Genomic DNA, 16556 nt, shown 5'->3' with positions numbered 1-16556 from the left:
GAGAGAGCGGTCAGGGGTCGACGAAGAAGAAGAGTTCCAAGGTCACCTCTCCTGCGGAGCGGTCGTCGCCCACATCGATGTAGGCCCGGTAGAACACCTCCTCATCGGGGAATTCGCCGGGGTGGTCCTTGAGCAGGTCCTCGCGTACGGACTCGGCGAGCGCGGCACTGGGCCGGTTCTGCACGGCACAGGTGGGGCAGCCCGCATCGGATCCGAAGACGAAGACCATGGCCACGCGACGGTCCGCGTACTCGGCTCGTTTGTCGCGCAGCTGTCCGTCGAGGTCGGCGTCGCCGGACAGGTCGAAGTCCAGTTTCCTGCTGCGCGGATCCAGACCGGCCCGGCGCTTTGGCGGCGGAGAAGGCGAGGTGGTCGGGGTAGTCGCTGTGGGAGAGGGAGTGGGCTGCCGGCCACGCCTTACCTCGTCGAAGTCGCCTCCCGGGCCGCTGGAGACGAGCTGACCGCCCAGAGCCATCAGAACGAAGACGAGCATCAGATCGGCGAACAGCCACCCTGCCAGCCCACCCGGGGGCAGCCGCGAGCCCCGCGCGCGGCGCTTCACGGCTGCACCTTGCCGACAGGCGGAGCCAACGGGAATGCATCGTCGGCCGGCGTCTCGTCCGACGTGTGCTCCGCCCCGTCCGACGGCGTATCCGTGGACAGTCCGTCGGATCCGTTCTCGGCCGGGGCCACGGTCGGCTCGGCTTCCATCCGGAGCGTTTGCGTGGGGTCCGGCTCTCCGTAGGCGCCGGCTGGAGGGATGGCGGTCGCCGGGGCCTCGCCCGCCTGGGTCTCGGTCGCCGACGCGGCGGCCCCTCGCAGGTCGCGGGCTGCGAGGGCGAGCACATCGCGGAGCTCCCCGGCCGTCCGCAGCAGCTCCCGCACGGCCTGGCGGCGTTCGTCGGCCATGTCCTGGAGTCCCTCCGCATGCTGCCGGGTCGTGTCCCTCACCTGGCCCATGCGCTCGGAGACCTCCGCCAGCCGACGGCCCGTCTCCTCGCCTGCTTCGGCGATCCGAGCGCTGAGCTCGACCGCCGCGGCCGCGACCGCGAGACGGTAGGTCTCCCCGAAACGCTCTGCGCCTTCCTCGACGATCAGCCTGACCGACTCGGCAAGCCGCTCGTCGGCCCGGGCCAGCGCCGCCGCCTGCTCCGTGAGCGCCTCCGACGCCGTCAGCATCGGCTGTCCGGCCACCTGCACCGCCCCCGCGGCCTCATCGCCCGCCTGCCGGACCACCTGGGCGGCGAGTCCGGCTACTTGCCGTACCTGCTCGCCCGCGCTGTCGGCCACCTTGCGGAGCTGCTCGCCCGCACTGTCCGCCGTCTGCCGTACCGCCGCGGCGACGGCATCGGCCGATTCGCGGCCCGCCTGACACAACTCGGTGCCACGCTCGCCCAGTTCATCGGCGGATCTGGCCAGGACGCCCAGGGCGTCCCGTGTGTCGGCGGAGGCGTTGTGCAGTTCGCGGGCCGCGGCGGTGATCTCCGCTGCGGCGTCCTTGGCCGTGCCCAGAAGCTCTCCCGCCTTCTTCGCCGCCTGGGCCGTCGCCTGTTGGACACGGACGAGGTCTTGGGCCATACCGCTGATACGCGCCGCGGCACGCTCGGTGTCCTGTGCCACGCGGGCCGCTGCGCCGTGCGCCGTCTGCGCCAGCAGAAACTGTGCCTGTGTCAACAGGCCTGCCAGCTCGGCCAGTTGCGCGTCGTCACGATGCTCGTCCCTCCGGCCGGCATGCCAGGACCACCAGAGGGCGGCGACGAGAAACCCGATCGCGGCCAGGGTGTAGTACGCCACGTAGTGGAAGGACGCCGCAGCCGCGAGCCGGCCGTCGAATCCGGCCTGCCAGAGCTCGAGGAAGGAGCGGCCCTCGGCCTTCTGGCGCCCGGCAGGGTCGTTCAGCATCTCCTGGTAGGCCGCTGTGGCCAGGGCCAGGAACCCCCATGTGACGCAGAGCGGCAGGAACACCAGCAGCGACGGCGCGAGCTCGCGCAGCCCCCGCCGGGTCGGACTGCCCTCACCGCTCTCTGCCCCAGGGCCCGCTGCCTGCTCGACGAGGCCCAGCAGATCGACCCGCGACCATCCCTCGGCGTGTTCCCCCGTCCTCAGCGCCGTCACGACGCGCGCCAGGAGGACGTCTGCGGATGCGGGCAGATTCCTCGCCTCGGCGAAGGCGGTGATGCGGTCTGCAACGGCGTCGGCGTCCGACGGCAGAGGCTCGTACCCCTTGGCCCCCTGCTCGGAAGCTCCCCGCCCCGACGGTTGCTCCGTCGCCGCCTGGACGAGGCCGCTCCCGCTTTCCGGCGCTGCTGAAACCCCCATGTGTCCCCACCCCCCGGTGCCCCGTACGACGGCCGAAGGCTGAACTTCGGCTTGACGGGTTCCGCCAGGCTACTTCGATATGAGGGGGAATCAACGCCGTGTGGGTGAATCCAAGAAAAATACGATGATCAGCATATTAGGTCGGATTCGAGCGGGTGTTCGCCGTTGAGTCGAGCATTGGGAACCACGAGAGTCTGAGGGCGGGCGCTGATCCGCACACGACGGTGTCCTCGCCGCCCAAGGGGGGGCGGCGAGGACACCGTGAGCGGGTCTGTCACGCGGAGGCGGCGGGGACCCGGTTGAAGACCCGGCCGCCGAGGTCGATGCCGACGACGGCGCCGCTCACCTCGCGGGAGAAGAAGCCTCGCTGCCCCTTCAGTCCGCCGGCGGTGACGATGAACTCGTCCTTGGCGGGCAACAGGCCCATCGCGGCCGGCTCGTGGTCCGCCGGCATCTCGAAGTCGGCCGCCTCGCGGATCTCCGGCTTGATCGCGGCCGCGAGGGTCAGCCCCGCCCCGTCGGCGGCGACCGTGAGCGTCATGGCGTCGTTCTCGTAGGCCCCGACGACCTCCCGGGCACGCGCCTCGTCGTACGGGAGCGGCTCCGGGTCCTTGTCCACCACGCCCAGGTAGTGCTCCAGGGCCCAGCGGACGGCGGCCCGGTTGAAGGGGATGCCGTCCGCGCCGGAGTTGGACAGGGCGACGACCGCGAAGTTCCGCTCGGGCACGATCAGCAGCTCGGTGAACTGGCCGTTGGTCGAGCCGCCGTGCTCGATCGTCCGCACGCCGTCCACCTCGCGCAGGAACCAGCAGATGCCGAAGCCGTCGCCGAGATTGCTGCCGCGCAGCTCGACCGTCTGCTCCCGCATCCGGTGCAGCAGCTCGGTCGGCAGGAGCTGGTCGCCGTTCTCCGAGACGCCGTCGCCGAGCTGGAACCGCGCCCAGCTGACGACGTCCGTCGCCGAGGACGCGAGACCCCCTCCGGGGTTGTTGCCCCGGGTGAGCCGCCACTCCTTCGCGACGGACAGGGCGCCGTCCTCGTCGGGGTTGTGGCCCACGGCGAACCGCCGGGTCATGACATCCGCGACGCCGAAGAAGCTGTTCGACAGTCCCAGCGGCTCGAACAGGAGCGAGGAGACGGCCCGCTCGTACGTCAGACCCGTGACGTTCTCCAAGACGCGCCCGAGCAGGTTGTACGCGGCCTGGCTGTACGAGGCCCGGGCGCCGGGCTCGCCGATGAGCTGCAGCTCGGCCATCTCGGCCACGAAGGCGGCCAGGGCGTCGTCGCCGTCGCCGGTGTCGACGATGATGTTCCAGTCGAGGCCCGAGGTGTGGTTGAGCAGGTTCAGGACGGTGATCTCGTCCGCGGCCCTCTCGTCCGCGAGGACGAGCTCGGGAACGTATCGGCGTACCGGCGCGTCGAGTTCGACGCGGCCGTCGGCGACCAGCCGCATCAGCGCCGTCGCCGTGAAGGTCTTCGTCGTGGAGCCCAGCTGGAACAGCGTGTCCTCGTCGACGGGCAGCGGGTTGTCGAGGCTGGTCACGCCGTGGCACGCGTACACCTCCCGGCCGTCCGCCCACACGCCGACGGCGACGCCGGGGATGTCGAACTTCGTGGCGGCCTGCTCGACGAACTCGGCGAGCTCGGCGGGGGACTTCGCGGTGCTGTCGGCGTTCATGGGGTTCTCCTGATCGGGTGTTGTCGTTCTCGACGACCACGACGTTGCCCGGGCGCGCTGACAGCCCGCCGACCGCGTGCTGACGGCGGAGCGCGCTGCCTGTCAGCGTCTCCGTGGGCCTGTCAGCCCACTCGACGCACCCACCGGCACGGGAGAGACTCGTTGTCCGGTGCGGCGACGAACGCCTTCACTCGCAGAACGCCGGCTGCGCCGATCCCTCGACGCCTTGCGCGGAGTCGAGTGTCCTCGGCGGGGTGAAGGGGGCCACTTCGGCAGCGAGGTTTGCGAGGGCTGACGTGGGATCTCGGTTAGCCCACGGCACGGTCGTGGTCCGGATGCGGTGGCCGTCTATCTGGACGCCGGGCCTGCCGAGGTCGCCGTCGCCTCCTCGACTGTGGATCTCTCCGGCGCGGTCTCTCTGCCGAAACGTGCGGGCGGGATCAGCGCCGAGCGCCAGCGGAAGATCGTCCCCGCAGGGCGCACGTGACCCGGCCCGCCGACACACCGCTCAGGGGCAGCGGGCCTGCTGGAGCCGGGCGAGGGGCGCCCTGTTCGGACAGGCGGATGGGCAGGGTTCAGTGGATCCATCCGTTGCAGGTGATCCGACTGTCCTCCGGCCGGAGTGAGGCGCACGAGACGGGGAGAACCTCGTGGAAGACGCTGGCCGAGGGGAAGAAGACGATGGAGTTGTGGACTGGTTCGATGTCGCGGAACGACGGTGCGGCGACGTTTCCCTCAGCAGTGGTCACCGTGTCGTAGGCCCTGAGCTGGCCTCCCGTGAAAGGGCGCAGCGGGGAGTGCAGGTAGTAGACGAAGCTGATCCGTCGAGTGGCTGGTCTTCCTTCTCCGATGTCCAGATGCCTGCGGAAGTAGTCGCCGTCCTGGTGGACGGTCACCTGACTCTCCACCCGCTTCTCGGGTGCTGTGACGCCCAGCACTCCTTCCACCGTGGGCAGCAGCCTCGACAGTGCCTCCTCCAGGGCAGAGGGCAGGGTCGTGTCTCGGACCTTGGCCCGCCGGACGTCTGGCGGGCCGTCGAGCGTGGTGGCTGCCTGGAACTCGCCCATGTCGGACAGCGCCCAGGACAGCACATCCTGGGCGTGCGACGGCGTCAGCACCTCGGGGACCACGCACAACCGTGCCGCGGACGTCACGGGGTGGCCTCGCTCCGCTGTATGGGAGGCGCGCGAATCTGCGACGGCTGTCGCTTCCGCCGTAACGCTCACTGGGAGAATCACCTGCTCTGTGGAGAGGGGGAGGGGCGAGGAGGGCTGTCGGCAGTCGTAGACGGGGGGCCACGGGGCCGGGGTCAGTCCTCGGGGCCGTCCGCCTTGCGGCGCCGCAGCAGACGGGCGCCGGCGAGTCCGCCGAGCAGCAGCACGGCGCCGGCGGCCGCGAGGGATGCGGGGTCGTCTGCCAGGCCCCCGTCGCCCACGTCGATGCCTCCGTGCGGCTTCTGGTGCTGATTGTGCTCATGAGGGCGGTGGTCGGTGGGCGTCGATGTCGCGGTCGGGGTTGCGGTCGCGGTCGCGGTCGGCGAGGAGGACGCCGGTGTGCAGAAGGGCTCGCAGCCAGTCGGAGAGTTCGTCGGCGAGGGGCTCGGCCACGGCTTCGCAGGCGGACTCGGAGAGAGCGTGGAGGTCGCGGACGCCGAGGGGGAGTTGGGCGTGCAGAAGGGCTCACAGCCGGACGGAGAGTCCGTCGGCGACGGCGTTCCGCTCGGCGGGAGCGTGGATGTGGGGGTCGGCGGCGCCGAGCTGGCAGGGGTACTCGCGAGACCCAGGGCAAGGGTGGCCCCCACGGTCAGAGCGGTGGCGACAGGCCTCAGGCTCATCGAAGTCCTTACAGAGACGGGACGGTGGTCTCCCACCTTCCCGCTGCCCGACCCACGCTACTCAGGACACGAGACACTTCACCCCACGAGCCGATCCGCACCATCCGGCAGCCAGCCCGCAGGCCTCGGCGGCGTCGTGCGCACGGGTCGGATTCGAGGGCAGGTCAGGCTGCGGCCGGCTGAGCCCTCGTCAGCTCGCTGACCAGGAAGCCGATCCGGGAGTCCAGTCCAGGGCGTCACGCACCCGGCGTGCACTTCTCCGGGCCCAGGCCCGACGCATCGGCCGATCCCAGTCGAGTACACCTGCCCCCTGAATCCAGTACACCCCAGCCCGCCTGCATGGCTCAGCCAACCCGCCTCGTGACGGATCGAGCCCCGCCCCATCCAACGATTGGTGCTATTTTCATTAGCACCATGCTGCTGCGACTGAACACTGCGGACACCCGCCCCCTGCACGAGCAGGTGGCAGGCGCGATCCGGCGCGCCATCGCCGAGGGGGAATGCGGACCGGGCGACCGGCTGCCTCCGGCGCGCGATCTCGCCCAGGCACTGGGAGTCAACGTGAACACCGTGCTACGAGGACTTCGAGCGCTGCGGGACGAGGGCGTCCTGGAGTTCCGGCGAGGGCGAGGTGTGACCGTGGCCGACGGGGCGGACGAGCGCTCCGAGCTCCTGAGCCTGGTCCGTGACCTGGTCGCCGACGCGGCCCGCCTCGGGTACAGCAGATCCGATCTCATCGAGATGATCAGGGGGATGAAGTGAACGACCGTGCGAGGCAGACGAGTGGAGCTCTGTGGGGCGCCGTCGGCTGGGCCGCCGGGACCCTGGCTCTGCTGGTCGCGCTGCCGCTCGCCGCGAGCGGGCGGCTGCCCGAACGGCTGGCGACCCACTGGGACGCCGGGTCGGGTGAGCCCGACGGCTCCATGCCGCTGTGGGCCGCGACCTTCTTTCCGGCTCTGATCTGGTCGGTGCTGACGTTGGTCGTCGCGCTGGCCGTACGACGGGCGGGTGGCGAATACGCCGACTCGGCACGGGGATGGGCAACCGTCGGCCTCCTGTCCGGCGGTGTGTTCCTGATCGGGGCGCAGGCCTCTGTCGTACGGGCCAACCTGGACCATGGCGACTGGCGCGACGCGGACTCGGTGACGCTCTGGGTCGTGGGCACAGGCGTTGCTGCCGCAGCGTCAGGTCTGCTCGGCTGGCTGGTGCGTCGCCGGACGCCCACAGCGTCGGAGTCGCCCGCGCCGGCCGGCCCCACCATGGACATCCCTGAGGGCGAGCGGCTCGTGTGGCTCTCCCGCACGTCGAATCCATGGCTGCACGCGACCTCGGCCCTGACCGGACTCATGGCGATCGCCGTGGTTCTGGCCGCCGTGGGAGGGCTGATGGCATTCCGCTGGGCGCTGGTCGCGCCCTTCGCCCTGGCCTCCCTTCTGCTCCTGGGCTGCGCGTCCGTGCGGGCGCGGGTCAGCGAGAAGGGGCTGGAGGTGGCCTTCGGCCCGCTCGGCTTCCCGGTGCGTCGGTGGGCGGCCCAGGACATCGAGTCGGCCCATGCCGAGAACCGAACGCCCGCTCAGGTCGGCGGCTGGGGCTACCGGCTGAGCGGGCTCGGCACGACCGTGATGCTGCGCAGCGGAGAATGTCTCGTCGTACACAGCAAGGGCAAGGACTTCGCGGTGAGCGTGGACGACGCCCAACGCGGCGCCGCGCTCCTCAACTCCCTGAGCTCACGCCACGTCGGGTGAGAGCCGCTCCCGGCCGACGCTCGCGCGGTATCGGCCAGGAGTGCTGCTTATGCGCAACCAATAGAGTCCCGCATTCTCGGTCAAGCGAAATTCGATCTCCATGACAGATCTTTAACTCGCCCAGAGTTCGAAATTCCAGTCACTCGACTTCCTGGCGTGAGCATGTAATGCTTTCCGAGCTCACGCGCTGGGCAGGAACTGGTTCTGGAGCCCGGAGCCCACCAGGGGCGAGGACCGGCCGCCGTCGCGAGACGAGGCCATCGCGCAGGTGACGAAGGCGCTCAAGGCCGCCTGGCGCCTCGAGGGCGGGGAGGCTGCAGACTTCCCCGCCCTTGGGCCGGCCTTTCGCGTGTACGGGGGAAAGGACCGCTCGCCGACATGGAAAACGATCCGCACACATTGTGCGCCGCTTTCGCTCGACCTGGAGGCAATTCCGTCTCCGTCTCGCTCCGAGCCACGACTCTGCGAGCCAGGTCAACGATTCCCGCAGACCCTCTCGGTCCTTGAGTCGGGCTCTGCGATGGGTGCAAGAAAGGGACGCGCATGGCGACATGGGGACTGATCATCGAGGTGACCGTAGGCACAGGGGAGCGAAAGCACTCCGAGGCCTACGTGTTGACACACGTCGAGGGGCCACGCGAAGAGGCTCTGGCGGAGCTGGAGAGGCGTGCCCGGCGTTATACCCCGGAGCATCCCCGGAGCCCGAAGCGCCGCCGGCTCTTCCGGCACGGCGACGGCTTTCTCCTGGTCATAGACGGCGCCTGGCAGTCCTACAGCACGCGGTTCACGCTCGCGGAGCTGCTGGAGGACTCCGCTGCACCGGTCGCGCCGACGGCCACACGCTAGACCGCGCCCGCGGGCACCGCACCGACGTCGTCGTCGAAGGAGTCAGCCCAGCGCCAGCCTGCCTCGGCAGGCACGGCCAGGCCGGAGGCAGCGCCTGGGCCCGAGCCGTCGTCCCGAGGCCGGCCCGGCCGGCGGGCCCGACTCCCACCACGCTCGGCGGGCCCGGCTCCCACCACGGTCGTGCTCGTCCCGGCTGCCCGACGGCACAGCGGGCCGGCGAACGCGGGAGGGCGCCGATACGCGCGCCCTCCCGCCCCATCGCTACGCGGTGCGGAACCGCCGGGCGAGTCCGACCGCCAGGTCCACGACGAGGAACGCGAGCAGGGTGACTCCGAGGACCGGCAGCGCCCACCCCAGGGCCGCGACTGCCGGTACGCCCAGGATCAGCACGGGCAGCGGCAGTCGGCGCCACGTCCCACGGGCCGGGGCCTTGCCGAGGAGGGCCGTGCGGTCGTCGCGCGTCGGCCGGCGCTGCCACCACATGCGGTAGCCCCAGACGACGACGGCCGACAGGCCGATCGCGAGCACGGCCAGCACGATCTGGTTGACGATGCCGAACAACACGCCCATGTGCCCCTGGACGCCGAGCTTGCTGAGCTTCGCCAGCAGGGGGTAGTCCGCCCACCGGCTGTGGGAGGTGACCTCGTCCTTCTCCAGGGCCACGGCGACCTGGTCGTAGTGGACCGGCCACACGTTGTCCTTCTGCGCCACGACCCACCCGCTGGCAGCGTCGGCAGGAGGTGTCACCTCCACCGTGCCGCCCAGACCTGCCTTCCGCGCAACCGCCAGGGCCGAATCGAAGTCGGCCGGATCCGCCGCGGCAGACCCCTCGGCGGATCCGTGCCCAGCGTGCTCCCCGCCTTCCTCTTCGGCGGGCGGCTCTGCGCCGGGAAGCGTGGTGTCCAATTCCGGCGCGTGGCCCTTGGCCGCGTCCAGCAGCTGTCCGAACCGCTCGCCCGCGTAGTGGGACCAGGTCAGGCCGGTGGCGCTCAGGAAGAGCAGGCCGAGAGCCAGCCAGACACCCGTGGCCGCATGCCAGCTACGGGTGCGCCGCACGCCCCGGGCGGAGCGGTCGGGCAGCAGAACGCCGCGCGCCGACTTGGCGCGCTGCCCGCGGCTGCGTCCGAGCCAGAGCACGAGCCCTCCGGCGACGATCACCCAGAGCCAGCTGGCGGCGACCTCGGAGTAGAGGCGGCCGGTCTCGCCGAGGTGCAGGTTGCGGTGCAGGTCGTCGAGCCAGGTGGTGAGCGGCGTCGAACCCCACCAGGTGGTCAGCTCGCCCTGCACCTTCGCGGTGTAGGGGTCGACGAAGACGGTGCGCTGGTTCTCTCCCAGCTCGGGGACGGACAGCACCACCCGGGTGGTGTCCTCCGGGCCGGGCGGGGTGATGACGGAGGCCAGGGCGCCTTCGGGGTGGGCGGCGCGGGCGGCGGCGATCTGCTCCGCCAGCGGACGCGGTTCACCGCCGACCTGCTCCACGCGCAGCTGGTCGCCGTAGACGAGCTGGTCGAGCTGGGGCGTGAAGGTGTAGGCCAGCCCGGTCAGGGCGGCCACGAAGAGGAACGGAGCGATGAACACCCCGGCGTAGAAGTGCAGGCGCACGAGCAGAGCGCGTACGCCCTGCCAGGATCGTCCCGGGCGTGCGGTGTCCGTCGTCGTCTCGGACACTTCCTCGGCAGGTGGGGCGGCGACAGAGCCGCCGTCTGACGGTGGTTGTACGGATTCTGGCTGTGGTTGTACGGATTTGGAAGACATCGTTTCTCCCCCTGGGCGCCCCGTTGTGTGAAGGGGCGCCAGCGAAGCCGGTGGGTGGATTTCGCCGATCGGCGATGGCGCGCTGCGGCCGTGTGCCGCTGCCCGGGCCCGACTTCGCTACCGTGCATGCCTCGGCTGGACCGGTGGGGACCGGGTGCAGGAGGAAGAGCAGCAAGGAGGGACGTCAGGCCGGGCACGCCGGGGGAGGGCCTCGTCGGGGGCGGCAACGGGTGAGCAGCACCCCGGACCGTGCGTCGCGCGTCATCGCTTGAGGCACGATGCGGGGAGGGGCCACGGCCGGCAGAACCACGAGCCGGTGGCGGCAGACGTCCGGCACGACCAGGGCGGCGAGTCGAGTCAGAACCCGTTCGCCATGGATGACGCAGAGCGCGGTTCCGAGGGTGGCGAGGGCATGCGCCGACGCCATCGCCTCGGACATCGTGGACCCTGCTTCGTGCCCCGCGCCCGCCGTGTCGGCGCCGGCCATGTGACCGGCGGGCTGGTGGGCCGGATCCATGGGAGACATCGCGTGGCCGCCGGCGTCCGGCATGGCGGCGTGGTGGAGGAAGAGGTGCAGGGCGAGCTGCGTGCCGCCCAGCACCAGCATCGTTATGTCGAGGCGGCGTCGACGGCCGCCGAAGAGCAGGGCGCCCGTCACGGTGAGTGCGGCGAACAGAGCCGCCAGCGGCATGGGGCCCGGCAGCCGGCCGCCGGCGGCGACGTGGCTCGCGGCTCCGAGAGTCAGGCACGCCGAAGCGCACAGCAGACCCCTCGAGGTCCGCGTCACCCAGTCTCCCAGTCCGCGCACCGGCATAACCTAGCCAGTGACCGGGGAGGCGTCGGCGGCTTCGGAGAAGGCATTTCCGCGGCCGACGACAGGGGCCTTCGTCGTGTCGGCGGTCAACGCACCTGTGGGGGCGACCTGTTGTGTCCTGCGGAGCGGGCGAGGAACGGCGCGCGAGGCTCGGTGTGTGGCGAGAATCACATGGTCTTCACGGTGTGCCGCGACGGTCAGGGCGCGGCCCGCGTCGTGCGCGGGAACGGCGGACGAAGGTGCGCTCTCCAGTCTCGTAGCCGGCGCGGCAGGCCCGCGCCGGGCCTCTCGTGCCCGGAGTGCTCCCTCCCTGGCCCAGTCCGCGGCGCCGACGATGAGGGCGGAATCGTCCGGATCGTCCTTTGGGTCTATGTCCTTCGGGCGACGTCATACGGGGAGGCGGGACCGCGGCCCGCAACCGTCCCGAGCGAATGTGAACTCGCAGAAGTGGGAAGGAGATCGGCGGGAGCTGGGCGGAAGGGGAGACGTTGTGGCGAGTGAGGTTTCCGACGGATTCCGGTACATAGTCAGACACACCTACGTCACGCGGTACTTCGCGGACGGGGGAACGCAGACGAAGACCCTGGTCAACGCCGGGGCGAGTCGTCTGGAGCGGTTCGCGGACCGGCCGAGCGCCGCGGTCGAGCGCTGCGACCACTGTGAGGCGCGGCTGCGGGTGACGCTCCGGTCGGCGGTCGACGTGCGTCGCGAGCGGCGTCCGCACAGGGTGCTGTGGAAGGTGTGCGCCCTGCTGGCCGTACTGAGCGGGTGGGGGGTCGTCCATGTGGTCCGCACCGGTGACGGGCTGGGCGGCGGAGAGTTCCTCGCCCTGGCCGGCACCGTCGTCGCGACCGTCCTGTTCGGGTTCGGCGCCCTGCGGAGCCTGTTGTTGACGGGGGGCTTCGACACACCCGAGGTCACCCGGACCGACGGCCCGGAGCCGAAGGGAGTTCAGCACGGCTGGGGGATGGCTCCGGCGGAGGACGCCGGGGCGCAGGCGCGTCCGGCGTGAGCCAGGCTCATCGACATCCTCTCCGCCTCATACTCCAGTCTGGTTTCGTGAACTTGTGGCCGTACCTGGTCGGAACGGGTACGGCCACCGCGTGATCCACCACCTACTCGTTGTCGCCTTCACCCACCGGCCGTGGCAGTGGCCAGGCTGCTGCACCGGTCAATCTGGCGCAGACGCCACCAGACAACAGCCTGGCGCAGCTACTCACCCAAACCCGCAGTTCAGACAGCGAAATCCGGCTGGAGTGCGAGCCGCTGTGGTCAACCTATGGGGAGCCAGACCGAGTACACGCGCGGGTTGGGGCACGTGAACCTATTGGTCTCGCCGTCGTACCGGGCGTTCTGCAACTGGATGTGTCCCTCCTCGCGCATGTCGTAGTTGCACTTGGCCCACGTGCCGGCCTCGTGCTTGTTCCGGCAGCCACCCGTGCGCCCGTAGTTGGTCTGCCACAGGCCCACCGCCGACTTGTGGTCGGCCAGAGTGTCCTTCACGTAGACCTTGTCACCCGCCTTGTCGAAGCACGTCTTGACGCCGGTGCTGTTGATACACGGAAGGCCCGCCGTGATGCCTTCGGCGTGCTCGCTGACGATGCTGTCATCGACCTCGACCCCCTCGATGACATCGGCCGAAGCCTGACCGCCCAGAGCCGTGACCGAAAGAACCAGGGCCGCGAGGCCGATCCCGGTGGACGACAGCGACTTCTTCAACAGGCGTTTCTTCGACGACATCTTGCAGTCCTTCCACGATGGCGCCCAGCCACTGGTGTGGTCGGCGCTCGGAACCTTGACAGTCGTCAAACTAGGCGGCGACAGGCGGGGCCGTCGTTAGCTGAGCGTCCACATTCGGTTCGCAATGCGTCTACTCAGTGGGCGCACGCCTGGTTCCGGTATTCCGTGGGCGGCAGACCGTAGGCCGCGCGGAAGGCGCGGGTCAGGTCGGCGGCGCGGGCGAACCCGCAGCGGGTGGCTATGAGGTGGACGGGCTGGCTCCGCAGGGCGGGGTCGGCGAGTTGACGACGGGCGCTCTCCAGACGCTGGTGGCGGATCCAGGCAGCAACGCTGGTCTGCTCACCCTCGAAGATGCGGTGCAGATAGCTGACGGAGATGTGGTGCGCGGCTGCCACCGAGCGGGGTGTCAGTTCCGGGTCGGGCAGTCGGTCCTGGATGTACTGCCGGATGCGCAGCAGCAGGGTGCGCTGGCGCGTCTCGGGTGCGAGCGTGTCGCCGCTGCCCAGGGTGTGGGCCACCAGCGCGGACACAAGGTCGATCAGTTCGCTGACGCTGTTCGCCGGCAGGGGCAGCACGTTGCGTGGGAGGAAGAGTCCGGCTCCCTGTATGCGGCCCCGACCTCCGGAAGCGGAGGCATCCATGACGAAGGGGCGGGAGGTGTCCATCAGGACCACGTCACGCGCGCCGCACTCCGCCGCACGCTGGGGCGCGACGATACGCATCGTGCCCCGCAGGGGAATCGAGAGGTGGTACATCTCGGGGTCGGACTGCTGTATCAGTCGCGGACTCCGCCGCAGTGTCATCGACGAGTGCTCAACGGTCCATAAGCGCACCGGGCCCAGCTCCACGATGCGCTGTGCCGCGACGAAATCGGCGTCGTGACGGCTCAGGATCTGGGCGGGCGCGTACGCCCCCAAGAGGTGCTCACGCCAGAAATCGAAACGGTCCGGCGGGGCAACGTCCTCACTCCGGAACGACATCTCACTCAGCATGTCCTGTACTTCGCCCTTTGATGTGTTCAGACGGACAAATCACAGGGACGAGCGTAGGGTGCCCCGCGCCCCGCGAGGCTGTGACCTGCGACGCAAGCAGTCCGATCCGGCCACAGTTCCAGTCGCCGGTTGCTGGAGCCGCTACCCATCGGTCCGGGCGTCCATAGAGTCCGTTTGTCTTCGTCGTGAACGCGATGCTCGACCCACGGGAGCGAGCCCGGGCCATCGGCGTACGGGCGTCGGTCTTCGGGCTCAGCATGGCTGCGAGCCCGGTCGCCGGCGGGGCTGCCAGCAGTTCTTCCGCTCTGCATGCGGTAGCAGCCCGAGCAGATAGGAACGGGCACTCGCCCCCGGTTCAACACGGCCGAAACGGCCCGCGATCCGGGCTATGACCTGGTCGAACATCAGCCGCCAGCGGGCAGGGTCCACGCCATGGCCCGCGGCCACCGCACGATCCTGCCTGCCGGAGGTCGCCGGCTGGGGCTTCGGGTGGGTTCCTGTCTCCTTCGCGCTGTGCCGGAACAGGCCCCGGTCCTACCCGCTCGACAGGCTGACACCGCCAGTCCGGCGGAACGGATTCCGACCGGCTAGGGCCTACTCTGCGCGGCTGGCCGCAGCGAGGTGAGGCGTGCCATCTCCTCCTCCGAGAGCCGCAGGGCCCCGGCCGCCATGTTCTGCGCGAGGTGTTCGGGATCACCGGTGCCCGGGATCGCCAGCACATGCGGTCCCTGCTGCAAGGTCCAGGCCAACCGGACCTGTGCGACGGACGCACCGTGCGCGCGGGCGACGGCGCATACCGCCTCGCTGTCACGGTCGGCTGGCCCCGCCTCGCGCCCGGAACCGGCGATCGCGAAGAACGGGACGAAGGCGAGGCCGAGTTCACCGCATCGCCGCAGGAGCGCCTGGTTCTCACTCGACGCACCCATCCCGTACGGGTTCTGCACGCAGACGACCGGGGCTATCGCCAGGGCCTCGGTCAGTTGATCGGATGTGACGTTGGAGATGCCGAGGTGGCGGATCAGTCCGGCATCGCGCAGCTCGGCCAACGCGCCGAAGTGCTCGCCGATCGAGCCGGTCCGCCGACTCGGCGGTACCCGCAGGTTCACCACGTCCAGGTGATCGCGGCCGAGTTGGCGCAGGTTCTCCTCGACCTGGCCGCGCAACTGCGCCGGTGTGGCCCACCACCACGCGCCCGAGGGATCGCGGCCCGGCCAGACCTTGGTGGTGATGACCAGATCGTCCGGGTACGGCGCCAGCGCCCGGTTGATCAGCTCGTTGGCGGCTCGCGTCGCCGAGAAGTAGAACGCGGCGGTGTCGATGTGGTTCACACCGAGCTCGACCGCCCGCCGGAGCACGCCCATGACCTGTTCGCGGTCGCGCGGCACACCGCGGTCGAAGGGTTCGGTGCCGGTCAGGCGCATCGCGCCGAACCCGACGCGGTTGACGGTCAGGTCGCCGAGTCGCCAAGTACTGGTGGCTGCTGCGGTGTTCGTCAGTGAGCTCATGACATGGATCTCCTCGTGCGGGGGCTGGGAAGGCGGAACCGATGGTGGCGCGGCGTGTTCAGGCCGCTCGGTGGGTGAGCACCTTCGATGAGGGCTACCAGTGCCGGGGGCAGGCCGGCTGGCTGGACCCGGGCATGAAAAAAGCCTCCCCGGCGGATCGGAGTCCGCACCGAGAAGGCGATGTGATGACCCGTATTCTAGCAGGGCAGTCAGGGCGTCCGCCAGCAGCTCATCGGATACGGGGTGCGCGGGGAGTGTGCCAGCGGTAGAGGTTCCGAGCCCGAAGCACCCCATGGGGCGGTCTGACTCGGTCGGTCCGGAGCACCCCAGGAGGTACAGGTGCGAAAGCGGATCAGGAGTCGTGGTCGTCTCGGGCGGCCGTCTGGTCTGACCAGCCCCGCGACAGGGTGAGACGGCCGGATCGGAGCGCGTCGCGCTGTTCGGTCACCCATTGCTCAACCTGGTCTGCGGACTCCGCGACGGATCGGTCCGTGGTGTCGAGCAGGCGGGTGGACCATCGCCGGTCGTCGGCAGTCCACCCGGTCCAGCGGTGCCAGGCCATCTCGGGCCAGCTGTCGTCGATGATGACGTCGGGTCGGTACCGGGGATCCTCGGCGTGCTTGCGGTGCCAGGCAGCCCAGCCGAGGAAGGCGTCAACCGCCGGAGCGTCCCATCGGCCCGAGTCGCGCACGGTGAGCCTGCCGCGCCGGACCTCGTCGGACACGTCGTGCAGACACACCGCGATTCCATCCAGCAACGGGGCGGAGGGGCTGGCCAGGACCTCTCCCAGCGGGGACTGCCCGGTCAGCAGGAGGTCGACTCCCCGTACCTGGTACTCCAGCGCACGACGCACCCACATCTCGGTCATGCGGTTACGCCACCAGCGACTGGCTCCTTCCGGTACGCCGAGCTCGTCGAAGTCGTGCACGGCGAGCCGCCCCAGCCGCTCGCCCACGGAGTAGGCGAGCGTGGTCTTGCCCGAACAGCTGGAGCCGGTCAGTTTGAGCAACATCTCACCAGGGTGGCAGGTCAGTGGTGGTGTCCTCAAAAGGTTTCCGCATTAACAGAGTTCGCAGATTGGTCGTGGAAGATTCGCAGAAGTTGGCAGGCGTCCCTTCTTGATGGCACTGAGTGCCACTGCGAGAGTCGTAGCGCGGCCCGCCGGTCCCGGCGGCCGGAGCGGGGCAACTGGGCCCGACATCATGCCCTGACGTCGGCGATCCCGGCAGCCCCCGCGCCGGCGGCTCGGCGGCATTGCTCACCCTTCGCAGGGCGCCGGGAGGGCGGGCCGCGCCAGCTGACACGACACTGCGTGTCACGCATTCGCA

General features: G+C 70.1%; 17 protein-coding genes. 5 read left to right on the top strand and 12 right to left on the bottom strand.

The window, feature by feature from the left end; all coding sequences use genetic code 11:
• Positions 1-10 precede the first annotated feature (10 nt).
• From AB0M39_RS11740 to AB0M39_RS11730, 3 genes are all read right to left on the bottom strand, one after another.
• The gene (locus AB0M39_RS11740) at positions 11-562 is read right to left on the bottom strand and encodes a hypothetical protein (RefSeq protein ID WP_365362837.1); all 552 of its coding nucleotides are present in this window, start codon (positions 560-562) and stop codon (positions 11-13) included.
• A complete protein-coding gene (locus AB0M39_RS11735; RefSeq protein ID WP_365362835.1) occupies positions 559-2319 on the bottom strand; it encodes a hypothetical protein in 1761 nt (586 codons plus the stop codon). Before AB0M39_RS11735 ends, AB0M39_RS11740 begins: the two co-directional genes overlap by 4 nt.
• A 274-nt stretch (positions 2320-2593) precedes the next feature.
• Positions 2594-3997 carry a serine hydrolase domain-containing protein gene (locus tag AB0M39_RS11730; RefSeq protein WP_365362833.1) on the bottom strand — a complete coding sequence of 468 codons (1404 nt, stop codon included), beginning with the start codon at positions 3995-3997 and terminating at the stop codon, positions 2594-2596.
• A 340-nt stretch (positions 3998-4337) separates the two neighbouring features.
• Between AB0M39_RS11730 and AB0M39_RS11725 the strand changes: the two genes are divergently transcribed.
• Positions 4338-4484 carry a hypothetical protein gene (locus AB0M39_RS11725; protein WP_365362831.1) on the top strand — a complete coding sequence of 49 codons (147 nt, stop codon included), beginning with the start codon at positions 4338-4340 and terminating at the stop codon, positions 4482-4484.
• An 88-nt stretch (positions 4485-4572) separates the two neighbouring features.
• Here the strand turns inward: AB0M39_RS11725 and AB0M39_RS11720 are convergent, their stop codons facing one another.
• The 3 genes from AB0M39_RS11720 to AB0M39_RS11710 all read right to left on the bottom strand — a co-directional run bounded on the left by AB0M39_RS11720 (position 4573) and on the right by AB0M39_RS11710 (position 5604).
• Positions 4573-5151 carry a 2OG-Fe(II) oxygenase gene (locus AB0M39_RS11720; protein ID WP_365362829.1) on the bottom strand — a complete coding sequence of 193 codons (579 nt, stop codon included), beginning with the start codon at positions 5149-5151 and terminating at the stop codon, positions 4573-4575.
• 155 nt (positions 5152-5306) lie between these two features.
• The gene (locus AB0M39_RS11715; protein WP_365362826.1) at positions 5307-5432 is read right to left on the bottom strand and encodes a hypothetical protein; all 126 of its coding nucleotides are present in this window, start codon (positions 5430-5432) and stop codon (positions 5307-5309) included.
• Between the two features lie 37 nt (positions 5433-5469).
• Positions 5470-5604, bottom strand: a complete 135-nt coding sequence (locus AB0M39_RS11710; protein WP_365362824.1) for a hypothetical protein — start codon at positions 5602-5604, stop codon at positions 5470-5472.
• Between the two features lie 641 nt (positions 5605-6245).
• Here AB0M39_RS11710 and AB0M39_RS11705 point away from each other — a divergent pair.
• The 3 genes from AB0M39_RS11705 to AB0M39_RS11695 all read left to right on the top strand — a co-directional run bounded on the left by AB0M39_RS11705 (position 6246) and on the right by AB0M39_RS11695 (position 8422).
• Entirely contained in the window at positions 6246-6593 is a 348-nt protein-coding gene (locus AB0M39_RS11705; protein ID WP_365362822.1) for a GntR family transcriptional regulator, read from the top strand.
• On the top strand, positions 6590-7576 hold the full coding sequence (locus AB0M39_RS11700) for a DUF1648 domain-containing protein (RefSeq protein ID WP_365362820.1): 987 nt from the start codon (positions 6590-6592) through the stop codon (positions 7574-7576). Before AB0M39_RS11705 ends, AB0M39_RS11700 begins: the two co-directional genes overlap by 4 nt.
• Positions 7577-8119: 543 nt before the next feature.
• A complete protein-coding gene (locus tag AB0M39_RS11695; RefSeq protein WP_365362818.1) occupies positions 8120-8422 on the top strand; it encodes a hypothetical protein in 303 nt (100 codons plus the stop codon).
• A gap of 261 nt (positions 8423-8683) precedes the next feature.
• Here AB0M39_RS11695 and AB0M39_RS11690 read toward each other — a convergent pair whose 3' ends face one another.
• A complete protein-coding gene (locus AB0M39_RS11690) occupies positions 8684-10177 on the bottom strand; it encodes a PepSY domain-containing protein (protein ID WP_365362816.1) in 1494 nt (497 codons plus the stop codon).
• Between the two features lie 184 nt (positions 10178-10361).
• The gene (locus tag AB0M39_RS11685; protein WP_365362814.1) at positions 10362-10985 is read right to left on the bottom strand and encodes a hypothetical protein; all 624 of its coding nucleotides are present in this window, start codon (positions 10983-10985) and stop codon (positions 10362-10364) included.
• A gap of 496 nt (positions 10986-11481) precedes the next feature.
• Between AB0M39_RS11685 and AB0M39_RS11680 the strand changes: the two genes are divergently transcribed.
• Complete coding sequence (locus tag AB0M39_RS11680; RefSeq protein ID WP_365362812.1) at positions 11482-12003, top strand: hypothetical protein; 522 nt, start codon at positions 11482-11484, stop codon at positions 12001-12003.
• A 260-nt stretch (positions 12004-12263) separates the two neighbouring features.
• On the opposite strand, the gene AB0M39_RS11675 is transcribed toward AB0M39_RS11680, so the two are convergent.
• From AB0M39_RS11675 to AB0M39_RS11660, 4 genes are all read right to left on the bottom strand, one after another.
• Positions 12264-12731 (bottom strand): hypothetical protein, encoded by a 468-nt coding sequence (locus AB0M39_RS11675; protein ID WP_365362810.1) that lies wholly within the window; start codon positions 12729-12731, stop codon positions 12264-12266.
• Between the two features lie 134 nt (positions 12732-12865).
• Complete coding sequence (locus tag AB0M39_RS11670) at positions 12866-13711, bottom strand: helix-turn-helix domain-containing protein (protein ID WP_365362808.1); 846 nt, start codon at positions 13709-13711, stop codon at positions 12866-12868.
• A 599-nt stretch (positions 13712-14310) separates the two neighbouring features.
• Positions 14311-15228 carry an aldo/keto reductase gene (locus tag AB0M39_RS11665; protein ID WP_365362806.1) on the bottom strand — a complete coding sequence of 306 codons (918 nt, stop codon included), beginning with the start codon at positions 15226-15228 and terminating at the stop codon, positions 14311-14313.
• Positions 15229-15580: 352 nt separating this feature from the next.
• Complete coding sequence (locus AB0M39_RS11660) at positions 15581-16240, bottom strand: hypothetical protein (protein WP_365362804.1); 660 nt, start codon at positions 16238-16240, stop codon at positions 15581-15583.
• Positions 16241-16556: the final 316 nt, after the last annotated feature.

The organism is Streptomyces sp. NPDC051907, assembly GCF_040681075.1.
Classification (GTDB): Bacteria; Actinomycetota; Actinomycetes; order Streptomycetales; family Streptomycetaceae; genus Streptomyces.
Note: the sequence above shows the minus strand (reverse complement) of the source record. Positions and strands in the feature narration are given on the sequence as shown.

Excerpts from the sequence above, each read along its gene's own strand:
- AB0M39_RS11735 (WP_365362835.1), bottom strand. The coding sequence starts at position 2,319 with ATGGGGGTTTCAGCAGCGCCGGAAAGCGGGAGCGGCCTCGTCCAGGCG.
- AB0M39_RS11730 (WP_365362833.1), bottom strand. The coding sequence starts at position 3,997 with ATGAACGCCGACAGCACCGCGAAGTCCCCCGCCGAGCTCGCCGAGTTC.
- AB0M39_RS11705 (WP_365362822.1), top strand. The coding sequence starts at position 6,246 with ATGCTGCTGCGACTGAACACTGCGGACACCCGCCCCCTGCACGAGCAG.
- AB0M39_RS11695 (WP_365362818.1), top strand. The coding sequence starts at position 8,120 with ATGGCGACATGGGGACTGATCATCGAGGTGACCGTAGGCACAGGGGAG.
- AB0M39_RS11690 (WP_365362816.1), bottom strand. The coding sequence starts at position 10,177 with ATGTCTTCCAAATCCGTACAACCACAGCCAGAATCCGTACAACCACCG.
- AB0M39_RS11675 (WP_365362810.1), bottom strand. The coding sequence starts at position 12,731 with ATGTCGTCGAAGAAACGCCTGTTGAAGAAGTCGCTGTCGTCCACCGGG.
- AB0M39_RS11670 (WP_365362808.1), bottom strand. The coding sequence starts at position 13,711 with ATGTCGTTCCGGAGTGAGGACGTTGCCCCGCCGGACCGTTTCGATTTC.
- AB0M39_RS11665 (WP_365362806.1), bottom strand. The coding sequence starts at position 15,228 with ATGAGCTCACTGACGAACACCGCAGCAGCCACCAGTACTTGGCGACTC.
- AB0M39_RS11660 (WP_365362804.1), bottom strand. The coding sequence starts at position 16,240 with ATGTTGCTCAAACTGACCGGCTCCAGCTGTTCGGGCAAGACCACGCTC.